The following is a 14,207-nucleotide window of genomic DNA, read 5'->3' as shown; positions in this document are numbered from 1 at the left end:
GCACGCCCGGACCGGACGTGCCACGAGCGAAACCGTCAGTCCTCGCCGTCCAGGATCGAGTCCGGCTGGATGTCGATCCGGGCGCCCGTGAGCTTCGCGGCGAGGCGGGCGTTCTGCCCTTCCTTGCCGATCGCGAGCGACAGCTGGTAGTCCGGCACGAGGGCGCGGACGGCCTTCGTCGAGGCGTCGAGCACGAAGGCACTCGTCACCTTGGCCGGCGACAGGGCGCTGGCGACGAACGAGGCCAGGTCGGACGAGTAGTCGACGATGTCGATCTTCTCGGCGCCGAGCTCCGTCGTCACGGCGCGGACGCGGGCACCGAGCTCGCCGATGCACGCACCCTTCGCGTTCACGCCGGGCTCGTTCGCCTTGACGGCGATCTTCGTGCGGTGGCCGGCCTCGCGCGCGAGGGAGGTGATCTCCACGACGCCGGACGCGATCTCCGGGACCTCGAGCGCGAACAGCTTGCGGACCAGGCCGGGGTGGGTGCGCGAGACCGTGATCTGCGGGCCCTTCATGCCGCGGCCGACGCTCGTCACGTAGACGCGCAGCCGTGCACCGTGCTTGTAGTCCTCGCCGGGCACCTGCTCCTCCGGCGGCAGGATCGCCTCGACCGTGCCGAGGTCGACGTGCACCATCTTCGGGTTCGGGCCCTGCTGGACGATGCCCGCGACGATGTCGCCTTCCTTGCCGCGGAACTCGCCGAGGATCTTGTCGTCGCCGATGTCGCGCAGGCGCTGGTTGATGACCTGCTTGGCGGCGAACGCGGCGATGCGACCGAAGTCGCTGGGCTGGTCGACGGCCTCGCCGATCACGGTGCCCTCGTCGTCGCGCTCGGGCACGTAGACCGAGACCTCGCCCGACTTGCGGTCGAGCCCGACGCGGACATCCGCGTCGACGGGCTCCTCGTTCTCGGTGCGGTGCTTCTGGTACGCCGTCAGGATGGCCTGTTCGATGATCTGGACGAGTTCGTCGAACGGGATCTCCCGCTCACGCTCCATGAGTCGCAGGACTGCGAGATCGATCTTCACCGAGGGCCTCCGTATTCAGATGAGTCGCTCCCGCGGATGGAACCGCGCGGAAGTCGGCGACCAGACTACCGCACTGCGGGTCACGGACCCGGCCGGACGACGGACGGGAGGGACGGTGCCAGCTGGCACCGCGCCTCCCGTCCGCCGTGTCGTCACGTCGAGGACGTGACCCGCTAGATCGCGCGGACCGCCTCGAGCAGCTCGGCGACCGGCACGTCGCGGCGTTCGCCGCTCGCCCGGTTCCACAGCTCGACGACGCCGTCGGCGGCGCCGCGACCGGCGACGACGACGATCGGCATGCCGAGCAGCTCGGCGTCGCGCAGCTTCACCCCGGGCGAGACCTTCGGACGGTCGTCGTAGAGGACCTCGAACCGCTCGCCCTCGAGCTCGGCGACGATCGACGTGGCCAGGTCGTAGGCGACCTCGTCCTTGCCGGTCGCGACGACGTGCACGTCGAACGGTGCGACGTTCTTCGGCCAGGCGAGGCCCTTCTCGTCGTTGTGCGCCTCGGCGAGGATCGCCAGGATGCGCGTCACGCCGATGCCGTACGAGCCCATCGTGACCGTGGCGAGCTTGCCGTTCTCGTCCTGCACCTTGAGGCCGAGCGCCTCGGCGTACTTGCGGCCGAGCTGGAAGACGTGGCCGATCTCCATGCCGCGGGCCGTCTCGAGCGGGCCGGAACCGTCGGGGGCCGGGTCGCCGGCGCGGACGTCGGACACCTCGGCGACGCCGTCGGCCACGAAGTCACGACCGGCGACGAGGCCGGAGACGTGCGCGCCGCGCTCGTTCGCGCCCGTGATCCACGCGGTGCCGTCGACCACGCGGGGGTCGACGAAGTAGCGGATGCCCGTCGTGCTCTCGGCGCCGAGGACCTGCGGCCCGATGTAGCCCTTGACCAGGCCCTTGTGCTTGCGGAAGTCGTCGTCACCGGCGGGCTCGACCTCGGCCGGGGCGAAGGCCACCTCGGCGCGCTTCAGGTCGACGTCGCGGTCACCGGGGAGCCCGACGACGACGATCTCGCGCGTGCCGTCGAGGTGCGTCAGGGCGAGCACGACGTTCTTCAGCGTGTCGGCGGCCGTCCAGGGGGCGCCGTCGCGCGGTGCGATCTCGTTCGCGTGCGCCACGAGCGTCTCGATCGTCGGGGTGTCCGACGCGGGCAGGAGCACGGGTTCGGGCTGTCCCTCGATCGGCAGGGCGTCCGGCACCGGGGTGACGTAGGCCTCGACGTTGGCCGCGTAGCCGCCGGCACTGCGGACGAAGGTGTCCTCGCCGACGCCGATCGGGTGCAGGAACTCCTCGGACTTCGACCCGCCCATCGCGCCGGCGTCCGCCTTGACGATGACGTACTCGAGGCCGAGTCGGGCGAAGATCTTCTCGTACGCGTCGCGCATGACCTGGTAGCTGCGCTCGAGGCCCTCGTCGGTGAGGTCGAACGAGTACGCGTCCTTCATGGTGAACTCGCGGCCGCGCAGGAGTCCGGCGCGGGGGCGTGCCTCGTCGCGGTACTTGTCCTGGATCTGGAACAGCGTGACGGGGAGGTCCTTGTACGAGCCGTACAGGTCCTTCACCAGGAGCGCGAACATCTCCTCGTGCGTGGGCGCGAGCAGGTAGTCGGCGCCCTTGCGGTCCTGCAGGCGGAACATGCCGTCGCCGTACTCGGTCCAGCGGTCCGTCGCCTCGTACGGCTCGCGCGGCAGGAGCGCCGGGAGGAGGACCTCCTGCGCGCCGGCGGCGACCATCTCGTCGCGGATGATCGCCTCGATGCGCGCACGGACCTTCAGGCCGAGCGGCAGCCACGCGAAGATGCCCGGGGCCTGGCGACGGACGTACCCGGCGCGGACGAGCAGCTTCGCGCTCGTCACCTCGGCGTCGGAGGGGTCGTCGCGGAGCGTACGGAGGAACAGATGCGAAAGCCGTGTGACCACGGGGCAAGCCTAGCGGCGCGTGGGAGTGGGTGCGGCGGGCGACTGCGGTCGGGAGGCGCGGTGCGGGCTGGCACCGTGCCTCCCGTCCTGCGTTCGGTCCGCTGTGCGGCACTTCGTGAGCAGAAGAGGTCGGGTGCGTTCGCGCGACCCGACCTCTTCTGCTCACGAAAGCGCTGCGCGCGCTTCGGGCGCGCCCGCGCGCGCGCCTACGACGTGACGACGAGCGGCTTGCCGGTGCCGGCCGCCGGCCCCATCTCGTCGGCGAGACGGTTCGCCTCGGTGATCAGGGTCTCGACGATCTCGGCTTCCGGAACCGTCTTGATGACCTCGCCCTTGACGAAGATCTGCCCCTTGCCGTTGCCGGACGCGACGCCGAGGTCGGCCTCACGCGCCTCGCCCGGGCCGTTCACGACACAGCCCATGACGGCGACGCGGAGCGGCACGGTCATGCCCTCGAGCCCCTTCGTCACGTCGTTCGCCAGCTGGTAGACGTCGACCTGGGCCCGGCCGCAGCTGGGGCACGAGACGATCTCGAGCTTGCGCTCGCGGAGGTTGAGCGACTGCAGGATCTGCAGGCCGACCTTGACCTCTTGCGCGGGCGGGGCGGAGAGGGACACGCGGATGGTGTCGCCGATGCCCTCGGCCAGCAGGATGCCGAACGCCGTGGCGCTCTTGATGGTGCCCTGGAACTCCGGGCCGGCCTCGGTCACGCCGAGGTGCAGCGGCCAGTCCCCCGCCGCGGCGAGCTGCCGGTAGGCCTTCACCATGACGATCGGGTCGTTGTGCTTGACCGAGATCTTGAAGTCGTGGAAGTCGTGCTCCTCGAACAGGGAGGCTTCCCACACGGCGGACTCGACGAGCGCCTCGGGCGTGGCCTTGCCGTACTTCTGCAGCAGGCTCGGCTCGAGGGAACCGGCGTTGACGCCGATGCGGAGCGAGACGCCGGCGTCCTTCGCGGCCTTGGCGATGGCGCCGACCTGGTCGTCGAACTTCCGGATGTTGCCCGGGTTCACGCGGACCGCGGCGCACCCGGCGTCGATGGCCTGGAAGACGTACTTCGGCTGGAAGTGGATGTCGGCGATCACCGGGATCTGCGACTTCTTCGCGATGATCGGCAGCGCGTCGGCGTCGTCCTGGCTCGGCACCGCCACGCGGACGATGTCGCAGCCGGACGCCGTGAGCTCGGCGATCTGCTGGAGGGTCGCGTTGATGTTCGTCGTCGGCGTCGTGGTCATCGACTGGACGGACACCGGCGCGTCGCCGCCCACGAGCACCTTGCCGACCCGGATCTGCCGGGACTTGCGGCGCGGGCTCAGGGTTTCGGGGACTTTCGGCAGACCGAGGTTCACTGCAGGCACGAGGTGCACTCTACGCGCTCCCGGTGACGCCCAGCCCCGCGCACGCGTGATGCTCAGACGACGGTGATCAGCGGCGCGTAGAGCCGCATCGCCGCGAGGGCGCGCTCGTGGTCCTCGTCGCTCGCCCCGGCGCACGCGTCCGCCACGACGGTCACCGTCGCGCCGGCGTCCGCGGCCGCCAGCGCGGTCGACAGGACGCAGCAGTCGGTGGACACCCCGACCAGGACGAGGTGCGGGTGGTCGCCGGTGACGGCCTGGAGGCGCGTCCCCCACTTGCCGAAGGTCGTCTCGGTGACGACGGGGTCGCGTCGGTCCGCCGCGGCCGTCGCGAACGGTTCGGTCAGGTCCCAGAGCGGGTCGGTGTGCGGCACGAGCGCGAACGACCAGTCCCGGTAGTAGGGCACCCAGGCACCCCGCGGGTGCTCCGGAGCGACGAAGCGGGTGAACACCGTGCGGCCGGTGAACCGCGGGAGCAGGCGCTCGATCCCGGCGGCGGCGTGGTCGAAGCGCCCGGTGGCCCAGGGGCTCTCACCCGTGAAGACCTCCTGCATGTCGACGACGACGAGCCACGCGTCCTCCGGTACCCCGGCGACGGCGGCCTCGACCGCGCTCATGCCTGCTCCTGCCGGCGGACCGAGCCGCGGGCGAACAGCAGGGTGCCCAGGAACCCGACGACGAGCGCCACGAGCACCCCGAGGTTCGCGTACGCCCAGGCGCCGGTTCGCCCGCCGAGGCCGAACGGCTCGAGCAGGTACCCTTGCCAGTTGAGCCAGGACGGCACGCCGTACGTGTTCGTCACCAGGCCCCAGCCGAGCGCGGTCCCCACGACGACGAGGCCGACGGCGAGCCAGCGCACGTCGCCGTACCGGCCACGGCGGTCCTCGAGCTCCCGCTCGGCGTACGGAGCCCGGCGGATCACGACGTCGGCGACGAAGATCCCGCACCACGCGGCGATCGGCACGCCGAGCGTCACGAGGAACGCCTGGAACGGCTGGATGAACGAGTCGGCGAAGAACACCACGTACACGGCGCCCGCCACCATGAAGACACCGTCGACCCCGGCCGCGACGGGCCTCGGGATGCGGATGCCGGCGCTCAGCAGGGCCAGTCCGGAGCTGTAGATGTCGAGCACCGCACCGCCGACGAGCCCGAGCACCGCGACGAGGGCGAACGGGATGAGGAACCACACCGGCAGCACGGTCGTCAGCGCACCGATCGGGTCGGCGGCGATCGCCGTGTTGAGGTCCTTCGACGAGCCGGCGAGCAGGACGCCGAGGACGACGAGCACGATCGGCGCGAGCGCCCCGCCGAACGTGGTCCACCAGACGACCCCGCGGGTCGAGGCCGACCGTGGCAGGTAGCGCGAGTAGTCCGCGGCGGCGTTGACCCAACCGAGGCCGAACCCGGTCATCACGAGCACGAGGGCGCCGACGACGTTCTGGGCGCTCCCGGCGGGCAGTGCGGCGATCGCACCGAGGTCGATCGAGGGCAGCGCGAGCACCACGTAGACGATCGTCAGCACCGCGGTGATGACCGTGATCCACGTCTGCAGTCGCATGATCACGTCGAACCCGGCGATGCCCGCACCGACGACGAGTGCGGCGACGACCACGAGTGCGACGAGCTTCGTCAGGACACCGCCGTCCCACCCGAGCTCCCGGAACACCGTCGACGTGGCCAGGACCGCCGCCGACGCGAGCGCGGTCTCCCACCCGACGGTGAGGATCCAGCTGAGGAACGCCGGCAGCCGGTTCCCCCGGACGCCGAACGCCGCGCGGCCGAGCACCATCGTCGGTGCCGAGCCCCGTTTGCCGGCGATGGCGACGATCCCGCACAGCAGGAACGAGAACGCGACCCCGATGACGGAGACGATCGTGGCCTGCCAGAAGGAGATGCCGAACCCGAGGACGAACGAGCCGTACGACAGGCCGAGCACCGAGATGTTCGCCGCGAACCACGGCCAGAAGAGGTCCCTCGGACGTCCCTTCCGGTCGGACTCGGCGATGACGTCGGTGCCCTGCCGCTCGACCGTGCGGACTTCCGGAGCTGTGCTCATGTGCGAAAGCGTAGTGCGCGGCCGAGACCTCGTCGCTACCCGAACAGGTTCACGGGGCGCACGATGTCGGCGTAGATGAGCAGGGCGCTCATGCCCGCGAGCAGGACCACGACGACCATCGTCAGCGGCATCGTCTTCGCGAGGTCGATCGGCCCCGGGTCCGCCTTGCCGACCAGCGTGAAGGAGCGGCGCTTCACGGCCTCCCACAGGGCGCCGGCGATGTGGCCGCCGTCCAGCGGGAGCAGCGGCACCATGTTGAGGACGAACAGGCCGATGTTCAGCGAGGCGAGCAGTCCGAGGATCGTGTACGCCTTGTCGACCACCGGCACGCCGCTCATCGACGAGACCTCGCCGATCGCGCGGCCGACGCCGACGACCGACACGGGGCTGTCCTGCGATCGCTCCTGCGAGCCGAACGCCGCGTTCCACACCGCGACCAGGCGCTGCGGCAGGTCGATGATGAGGTGCGCCGACGCCGAGATCTGCGCCCCGGTGGCCGGCAGCACCGCGGCCGGCGACTGCCGCACGAGCGACTGGCCGATGCTCACGCCGACGACGCCGACCTGCTGCGTCTTCGTGCTGCCGTCGTCGTTCTTCGCGACCGTGCCGTCGGCGGTGTAGACGTCCCGCGTGGCGGTCGTCGGCGTGATGTGCAGCGTCTTCTCGGCGCCGTCACGGGACACCACGACGGTGACGTCCTCGCCGGCGGACCGCTGGAAGACCTCGGAGACCTGGGCGATCGTCGGGTCCTGCTTCCCGTCGACCGAGAGCACGACGTCACCAGACCGGATGCCGGCCTGCTTCGCCGGCGAGACGGCGTCCCCGGAGGTGCACGTCGTCGCCTGGCTCGTCGGCAGCACGCAGTCGACGCTCGACGTGAACGTGGTCGTCGGCGCACCGAACCCGACGAGCAGCACCCCGAACAGCACGATGCCGATCACGAGGTTCATCGCCGGACCAGCGACCATCACGATGATCCGCTTCCACGGGGTCAACCGGTAGAACGCACGCGAGTCGTCGCCGCCGGAGTCCGCGATCTGCTCGGCGCTCGCCTGCCGTGCGTCCTGCACGAAGGCGCCGTACATGCCCGTGTTCGTGATCGCACTCGGTCGCCCGGACGCCCGCGGCTTGAGCATGCCGACCATCGAGATGTAGCCGCCGAGCAGGATCGGGCGGATGCCGTACTCGGTCTCGCCCCGCCTGAACGACCAGATCGCCTTGCCGAAGCCCAGCGAGTACTGGGTCACCTTGACGTTGAACAGCTTCGCGAAGGACAGGTGCCCCAGCTCGTGGAGTCCGATCGAGACCAGCAGGCCGATGATGAAGACGACCACGCCGAGGACGAAGAGCAGGACGGTTTCGACGGTCACCGGGAAAGGGTACGGGACGGTTCCCATGACCGAGCCGAGCGCACCCTGGGAGGTGCGCCGCGCCTCCTGGACCGCCCGGTCCGTCTGCTCCCGCAGCCGTGCTGACGGACGGGAGGCGCGACTCGCCTCAGCGGGAGAGCATGCGGTCGGCCGCGGTGCGCGCCCAGCGCTCCGCTGCCAGCACGCCCTCGAGGGAGGGCTCCCCCGCCGTGTGCTCGTCGACCACGCGCTCGACCGTGTCGACGATGTCGAGGAAACCGATCGCTCCCGCGTGGAACGCGGCCACGGCCTGCTCGTTCGCCGCGTTGAACACGGCCGGGAACGTGCCCCCGAGCTGTCCGACGCGCTTCGCGAGGGCGACCGCACCGAAGGCCTCGTCGTCGAGGGGCTCGAACGTCCAGGTGCTCGCCGTCGTCCAGTCGAGCGGCACCCCGACGCCCGGGACACGGTCGGGCCACGCGAGACCGAGGGCGATGGGCAGCCGCATGTCCGGCGGCGACGCCTGTGCGATCGTCGAGCCGTCGACGAACTCGACCATCGAGTGCACGATCGACTGCGCGTGCACCGTCACGTCGATGCGGTCGTAGGGGACGTCGAAGAGCAGGTGGGCCTCGATGACCTCGAGGCCCTTGTTGACGAGCGTCGCGGAGTTCGTCGTGACCACGAGGCCCATGTCCCACGTCGGGTGCGCGAGCGCCTCGGCCGGGGTGACGTCCGTGAGGTCCGCGCGCGATCGCCCGCGGAACGGGCCGCCGCTCGCGGTGAGCACGAGCCGGCGGACCTCGTCCGTCGTGCCGGAGCGGAGCGCCTGGGCGATGGCGGAGTGCTCGCTGTCGACCGGGACGATCTGCCCGGGTGCCGCGGCGGCCTGCACGAGGGGGCCACCCACGATGAGGCTCTCCTTGTTCGCCAACGCCAGCGTGGCGCCGGACTCGAGCGCGGCCAGGGTGGGGCCGAGGCCGACCGACCCGGTGATGCCGTTGAGGACGACGTCGGCCTCGACGCTGCGGACCAGGCGTTCGGTGTCCGCGGCGCCGAACGCGGTGTCACGGACGCCGAAGCGTGCGGCCTGCTCGGCGACCACGGTGCGGTTGCTGCCGGCGGTGAGGCCGACGACCTCGAAGCGGTCGGGGTTGCGGGCGACGACGTCGAGTGCCTGGGTGCCGATCGAGCCGGTGCTGCCGAGGATCGCGATGCGCCGCTTCTGGCGCACGGTCAGCCCTTGGCGAGGATGTCGACGACGAAGACGAGCGTGGCGTTCTTCGGGATGCCCGAGCCTTCCTGCGGGTTCGCGCCGTAGCCGTCCTCCGGCGTGACGACGATCAGGACCTGCGAGCCGACCTTCTGGCCGACCAGCCCGGTCACGAAGCCCTTGATGAGCGAGCCCTCGGAGATGGTGAAGGTCGTCGGGACGCCCTTCGACCACGAGGAGTCGAACTCCTTGCCGGTGTCGTAGACGACGCCCTTGTACTGCACGAGCGCGGTGTCGCCGTCGGCGATGGTGTCGCCGGTGCCCTGCTTGATGACCTCGGGCGTGGTCTTCGACGGTGCCGCGACGCCCTTGGGGATCGTGATCTCCGGCTCGCCGTCCGCCTTGTCCTGCACGGTCGGGAGCTTCGGGTCCTGCGCCTGGGCCTTCCCGGTGGCCTTCGTCGGGGTCTGCGCCACGACGTCGGCGACGACGACGATCTCGCCGCCGGTGTTGAAGCCGAGCGCCGACGACTGACCGACCGCCGCGATGCGGTCACCGACCTTCGAGCACGCCAGGAGGGCGCCGAAGCCCGAACCGCCCACCGAGAGGACCTGCGGGTTGCCCTGGTCGAAGCCGACCGTGCCGAGCTTCTTCGCGTCTGACGCCTGGTACACGCTGTACGAGACCTGCGCGTAGTCGCCCTCGTCCAGCGAGGCACCCTTGCCGCGTACGACCGTGCTCGCCTGGGGCTTGCTCGCGGTGAGGCCGCCCGTGAACTTCACCGTCGGTGCGGTGCTGCCGCCGAACGCACCGGACACCGTGATCGCCTTCGACGCCGAACCCGGGTCGGGGCAGGACGTGATGGCTGCGGCGGTCGCGCTCGACGACGCACTCGGGGTGGCGGTCGAGTCGCTCGACCCGGATCCGGAGCACGCGGCGAGTCCCAGCACGACGGCGGGGACGAGGGCGATCGGGAGGAGACGCAGACGCTTCACGAGGACCTAGTCTGCCGCACGGACCTTGGTGTGCGGGACGTGGTGCACAGGAAAGGCCACCGAGCGTGCGATGAAGCAGAGGCTGTTCGCGGTGGCGTGCGCGGCCTCGGCATCGGCGACGCGGTCCGCCTCGAGGATGGTGACCACCGGGTGCAGCGTCGCCTCGGTGAGCTCCCCGGAGCCGTCGCGGTTGAGGTTGAGGCTGGCCGTGGCGCGGTCCTCGTAGTCGACGACGGTGAAGCCCTCGGTCACGGCGACGTGGAGGTAGCTCAGCATGTGGCACTGGGCGAGGGACGCGACGACGAGCTCCTCGGGGTTCCAGCGGTCGCGGTCCCCGCGGAACGTCGGGTCGGCGGAGCCCTCGATGTCGTGCTTGCCCGCGGCGCGGACGTCGTGGTCGCGCCCGTAGTCGCGGTAGCCGCTCGTTCCGGTGCCGCGGTCGCCGGTCCAGTGGACGGAGACCTCGTAGGAGTGGTCGGACACGGTGGGCTCCTCGAAGATCAGTACGATTGCGGCATGACGGTGCTCTCCGACGTCCACACTGACCGCCATCCTCTCACCGCCGAGGGGTCGGTCGAACTGGCGGTCCTCGACCGCAACGGGTTCGACGAGAGCCGGCACGTCGGTGCCGGGGTCGTCGTCGCCGCGGACGGCACCGTGATCGACGCCGTCGGTGACGTGCAGGCCAGCGTCTACCCCCGCTCCACGATGAAGCCCTTCCAGGCGCTCGCGGTCCGCCGCGCCGGAGCCGTGTTCTCCGACGAGGAGCTCGTCCTCACCACCGCGAGCCACGCCGGCACCCCCGCGCACCAGGCCATCGCGCTGCACATGCTCGAGTCGTACGACCACGTCGAGTCGGACCTCGGCTGCCCGCCGGACATGCCGTTCGACCGCGCCACGGCCCGCACCATGACCGAGCCGAGGCGTCTCGCGATGAACTGCTCCGGCAAGCACGCGGGCATGCTCGCGGCGTGCCGGGTGAACGGCTGGGACGAGGAGACCTACCTCGAGATGGCGCACCCGCTGCAGCAGCGCGTCCGCGAGACCGTCGAGGAGTTCACCCACGAGACCGTCGACGTCGTCGGGACCGACGGGTGCGGGGCCCCGGTGTTCCCCCTGACGCTGGCCGGACTCGCCCGGGGCTTCGCCGGTGTCGTCGCGCGGGCCGAGTCCGACACGGCAGCGCTCACCGACGCGGTGCTCGACCACCCGTGGGCCATCGACGGCATCGGACGGGCGAACACGGTGACGATCGAACGACTCCGGGTGCTGGCGAAGCTCGGTGCCGAGGGCGTCATGGTGATGGGGCTGCCCGGTGGTGCAGCGGTCGCGGTCAAGACCCTCGACGGCGCGCAGCGGTCGGGGACGCTCGCGGCCCTCACGCTGCTCGAGCGCAACGGCATCGTGGACGCGGCGGGGGTCGCGGACGTCATGGCGGCCACGGGCGAGCAGGTGCTCGGTGGCGGGGTGCCGGTGGGGACGCTGCGGGCTGGGTCCGGGCTGCGCTGAGGGCGGGTTCGTGGGGTGGCCCTGTGCCGAGGTCATCCGGGTTCGTCCTGCTGCAGCTGCGGCAGTGCCGGTGCCACGGGGGTAGCCCGCCGTTCGTGCGGGTGTCGGACGGCGCATCCGTGGCGGGTGACCTCGACGGCGACGTCCCAGTGCCGGGGCAGGACGCTGAGGCCGGGTACGAGGACCACGGTCGTGCGGGTCGGCGGGCACGCCCGGTCCGGGCGCTCGGGGTTCGCTGCGTGGGCTGGGCCGTTCGGGCTCCCTGGGCGGTCTGCGTCGTCGGGGCTCGCTGCGCTGGCTGCGTGGTCGGGGTTCGATGCGCGGGGTGGGCGCTCGGGGCTCGCTGTGTGGGCTGGGCGGTCGACCACGACGGCGGCCGTGCCGGAGGGCATCGCCGGGCAGTGATCGGTGCCCGCAGCCACCACCGCGCGCGCTTCGGCACCGCACGCGGCTCGGACCTCGTCGTCCGGACCGGCCGCGGCGCGGACCTGCGACGCGACAGCCCGGAACACCGCCAGCGCGAGCACGCCGGACCCGATCACGACGATGTGGGGCCGCGACCGATCGTCGACGGCGAGCTCGCGCCCGTTCGACGCCGTGCCGAGGACGATGAGCCGCCGGTGCGTCCCCGTCCCGACGGTCTCGTTCTCGGCGCCCGGCGGTCCGGACGACGTCGGCACCAGGACCGCCACGTCCGCCACGCACTCGGTGCCGCGGGAGCGACGGACCCTGGTCGCACGGACCACGAGGACGTCGAGCACCGCGCAACACCCCGCCGCCCCGAGGAGCACCGCGCGCGACGGCCACTCGACCGGCACGACGAGCCCCACCACGAGCAGCACCACCGCTGCGCCGACCAGGGTGCAGCGGGCGGTGAAGGGGCTCATGCCTCCAGAGCACCACACGACCCCGGTGCCACCGACGCTCAGCCACCGAACTGTGGAGAGCGCTGACGATCACACCGCTGTGGAGGACCCCCCGCCGTCACTGCACGAGGAAGAACTGCTCCCCGATGTCCACCCGCGCGCCGCGCTCGACCCGGTAGCGGCGGCCCGGCTCGCAACGACGGATCGACCCGTCGATGTGCCGGACGACGGTGCCGTTCCCCGAGAACCGGTCGGACACCCACAGGTCGTCGCCGTCGCGCCCGAGCTCGAGGTGGGTCTTCGACACGGACTTGCCCGGGTCGTGGACGGTCAGCAGGTCGTCGAACCGTTCCCCGGGCTGGGGGCGCGGGAGACGTCCGACGAGGCCGGTGCCGTGCACGCCGAAGCGCTCCCCGGTGCTGAAGTGCAGCACGAAGGGCGCATGGGTCGGGGTCGCGGAGACGATGCGGGTCTCGTCGACGTCGTCCTCGAGGTCGCCGTCGGCGCTCGTCGGAGCGTCGATCGTCGCCGGTGCCGGCAGCGCGGCACCGGCCACCCCGGGCAGCGGCGGCAGCGGTGCGGCCATCGGTACTCCGATCGCGCCGCTGTCCTGTGCTGAGGGTGCCGACGACGGGACGGTCGCGGAACCGGGAGCGGGCGGGAGGAAGGGTGTGCCGACGGCTGGTGACACGGGCTCCGAGGCCGCGTGCAGACCGCGCGGTCGGAGCGGGGCGTCGCCCGCGGGTGCACCGTCGCCGCCACCGTTCACCCACGAGGGGAGGATACCGGCGGAGCCCTCGGCGCCGTCGTCGGCGACCGCAGGCTCCGGCAGCGCATCGCCGTCACGCACGACGTCCGGAGCAGCGTCGTCCGACACCTCGGCGACTTCGTCGTCGGTGACCTCGTCATCCGGAGCGTCCGCCGCGCCGTCCGGAGCGTCAACCGCGTCGTCGGGAGTCTCGGCAGCGTCGTCCGCCGCCCAGTCGGGTCGGTCCATCGGGAGCGGCACGATGGGTCCGGTGAACGCCGCGGTCACGGCGGGCCGCACGGCGCCGCACTCGGCACAGAAGATGTCGTCGGGCTCGAGACGGTGCCCGCACACGTGGCACGTCGTCGCCTGCGAGCCCGGAGTGACCAGCGGCGCCGGGCGCGGCGGGCGTCGGTCGACCAAGGGCTCGACGACCGCGGTGTCACCGGGCTGCGGCGGAGAGACGACCGCGTCCGGAGTACCGGCGGTCTCGGGGGTCACGTTCGCGGCGTCCGCAGCGGAGTCGTTCGCAGCCGTGGATCGTCCGACCCACCACGAGGGCCCGGACGGCGCCGGTGCAGCGGCCTGCTCTGCTGGCGGCGCCCAGCGCTGGGCGGCTGGGCGCTCGGCGATGCGGGTGACCTCGGGGTCCTCCCCCTCTGGCGACGAGACGGACTTCGCGTCCGCGTCGGCGACGGCGTCGGCGTCGGACGGGTACGCGTCCGGGTCGAGCGGCGGCTCGGGCGGCTGCGGGGTGAACGGCACCGCCGGCGGCTGCGGGGTGAACGGCTCGTCGAGCTGCGAGGGCTGCGAGGGCTCCGACGGACGAGCAGGCTCCGACGGGCCGACCCCACCCGGCTGCTGCCCGGACCAGTCGGTGAGCCCGGAACCGCTCCCGTGCACGTGGCTCGGTGCCGTCCGGGGCGTGAAGTCGTCGGGACGCTCGACCGGCACGGCCGCAGGCTGCTGCTCGCCACCACGGTCCGCACCCGTCAGCCAGGCACGGGTCGCGGGGTCGAGGGTCGATTCGGGCAGCCAGGCCTCGGCCGCCGGGTCCTGACGGCGTCCGTGCAGGTCCGGCTGCTGGAGCGGCGGCGGCGGTGCCTGCTCGACGGGGGGCGTCGCGACCGGGCGCCGACTCGCCGCAGCGGTCACGG

Annotated in this window: 12 protein-coding genes; 1 reads left to right on the top strand and 11 read right to left on the bottom strand. The window is 71.9% G+C overall.

Features of this window, described 5'->3' with window-relative positions:
- Positions 1-35: 35 nt before the first annotated feature.
- From nusA to BM028_RS12615, 9 genes are all read right to left on the bottom strand, one after another.
- Positions 36-1,031: a transcription termination factor NusA gene (gene nusA / locus BM028_RS12655; protein ID WP_092386975.1), complete on the bottom strand. Its 996-nt coding sequence runs from the start codon at positions 1,029-1,031 to the stop codon at positions 36-38.
- A 173-nt stretch (positions 1,032-1,204) separates the two neighbouring features.
- The gene (locus BM028_RS12650; protein ID WP_092386973.1) at positions 1,205-2,956 is read right to left on the bottom strand and encodes a proline--tRNA ligase; all 1,752 of its coding nucleotides are present in this window, start codon (positions 2,954-2,956) and stop codon (positions 1,205-1,207) included.
- 206 nt (positions 2,957-3,162) lie between these two features.
- Positions 3,163-4,293, bottom strand: a complete 1,131-nt coding sequence (gene ispG, locus BM028_RS12645; RefSeq protein ID WP_070419067.1) for a flavodoxin-dependent (E)-4-hydroxy-3-methylbut-2-enyl-diphosphate synthase — start codon at positions 4,291-4,293, stop codon at positions 3,163-3,165.
- A gap of 74 nt (positions 4,294-4,367) precedes the next feature.
- Positions 4,368-4,928 (bottom strand): cysteine hydrolase family protein, encoded by a 561-nt coding sequence (locus BM028_RS12640; protein WP_092386972.1) that lies wholly within the window; start codon positions 4,926-4,928, stop codon positions 4,368-4,370.
- Positions 4,925-6,370: a purine-cytosine permease family protein gene (locus BM028_RS12635; RefSeq protein WP_092386971.1), complete on the bottom strand. Its 1,446-nt coding sequence runs from the start codon at positions 6,368-6,370 to the stop codon at positions 4,925-4,927. The genes BM028_RS12640 and BM028_RS12635 overlap by 4 nt, the downstream gene beginning before the upstream one ends.
- Before the next feature lie 35 nt (positions 6,371-6,405).
- Positions 6,406-7,740 (bottom strand): M50 family metallopeptidase, encoded by a 1,335-nt coding sequence (locus BM028_RS12630; RefSeq protein WP_175496072.1) that lies wholly within the window; start codon positions 7,738-7,740, stop codon positions 6,406-6,408.
- A gap of 127 nt (positions 7,741-7,867) precedes the next feature.
- Positions 7,868-8,953: a 1-deoxy-D-xylulose-5-phosphate reductoisomerase gene (gene dxr, locus BM028_RS12625; RefSeq protein ID WP_092386969.1), complete on the bottom strand. Its 1,086-nt coding sequence runs from the start codon at positions 8,951-8,953 to the stop codon at positions 7,868-7,870.
- Positions 8,954-8,955: 2 nt separating this feature from the next.
- On the bottom strand, positions 8,956-9,927 hold the full coding sequence (locus tag BM028_RS12620) for an FKBP-type peptidyl-prolyl cis-trans isomerase (protein ID WP_092386967.1): 972 nt from the start codon (positions 9,925-9,927) through the stop codon (positions 8,956-8,958).
- Positions 9,928-9,933: 6 nt separating this feature from the next.
- Positions 9,934-10,410, bottom strand: a complete 477-nt coding sequence (locus BM028_RS12615) for an OsmC family protein (protein ID WP_254789568.1) — start codon at positions 10,408-10,410, stop codon at positions 9,934-9,936.
- A gap of 33 nt (positions 10,411-10,443) precedes the next feature.
- On the opposite strand from BM028_RS12615, the gene BM028_RS12610 reads away from it, so the two are divergent.
- A complete protein-coding gene (locus BM028_RS12610; protein WP_071296251.1) occupies positions 10,444-11,436 on the top strand; it encodes an asparaginase in 993 nt (330 codons plus the stop codon).
- A gap of 32 nt (positions 11,437-11,468) precedes the next feature.
- On the opposite strand, the gene BM028_RS12605 is transcribed toward BM028_RS12610, so the two are convergent.
- On the bottom strand, positions 11,469-12,323 hold the full coding sequence (locus BM028_RS12605; RefSeq protein ID WP_092386965.1) for a hypothetical protein: 855 nt from the start codon (positions 12,321-12,323) through the stop codon (positions 11,469-11,471).
- A gap of 97 nt (positions 12,324-12,420) precedes the next feature.
- Positions 12,421-14,205: an FHA domain-containing protein gene (locus BM028_RS12600; RefSeq protein WP_092386963.1), complete on the bottom strand. Its 1,785-nt coding sequence runs from the start codon at positions 14,203-14,205 to the stop codon at positions 12,421-12,423.
- Positions 14,206-14,207 lie beyond the last annotated feature (2 nt).

This window comes from Curtobacterium sp. YR515 (assembly GCF_900113095.1).
GTDB lineage: Bacteria > Actinomycetota > Actinomycetes > Actinomycetales > Microbacteriaceae > Curtobacterium.
This window is presented reverse-complemented; position numbering and strand designations above follow the sequence as displayed.

What these genes read in the sequence shown, in the direction of transcription:
- BM028_RS12605 (WP_092386965.1), bottom strand. Translation starts at nt 12,323, where the DNA reads ATGAGCCCCTTCACCGCCCGCTGCACCCTGGTCGGCGCAGCGGTGGTG.
- BM028_RS12640 (WP_092386972.1), bottom strand. Translation starts at nt 4,928, where the DNA reads ATGAGCGCGGTCGAGGCCGCCGTCGCCGGGGTACCGGAGGACGCGTGG.
- BM028_RS12635 (WP_092386971.1), bottom strand. Translation starts at nt 6,370, where the DNA reads ATGAGCACAGCTCCGGAAGTCCGCACGGTCGAGCGGCAGGGCACCGAC.
- BM028_RS12610 (WP_071296251.1), top strand. Translation starts at nt 10,444, where the DNA reads ATGACGGTGCTCTCCGACGTCCACACTGACCGCCATCCTCTCACCGCC.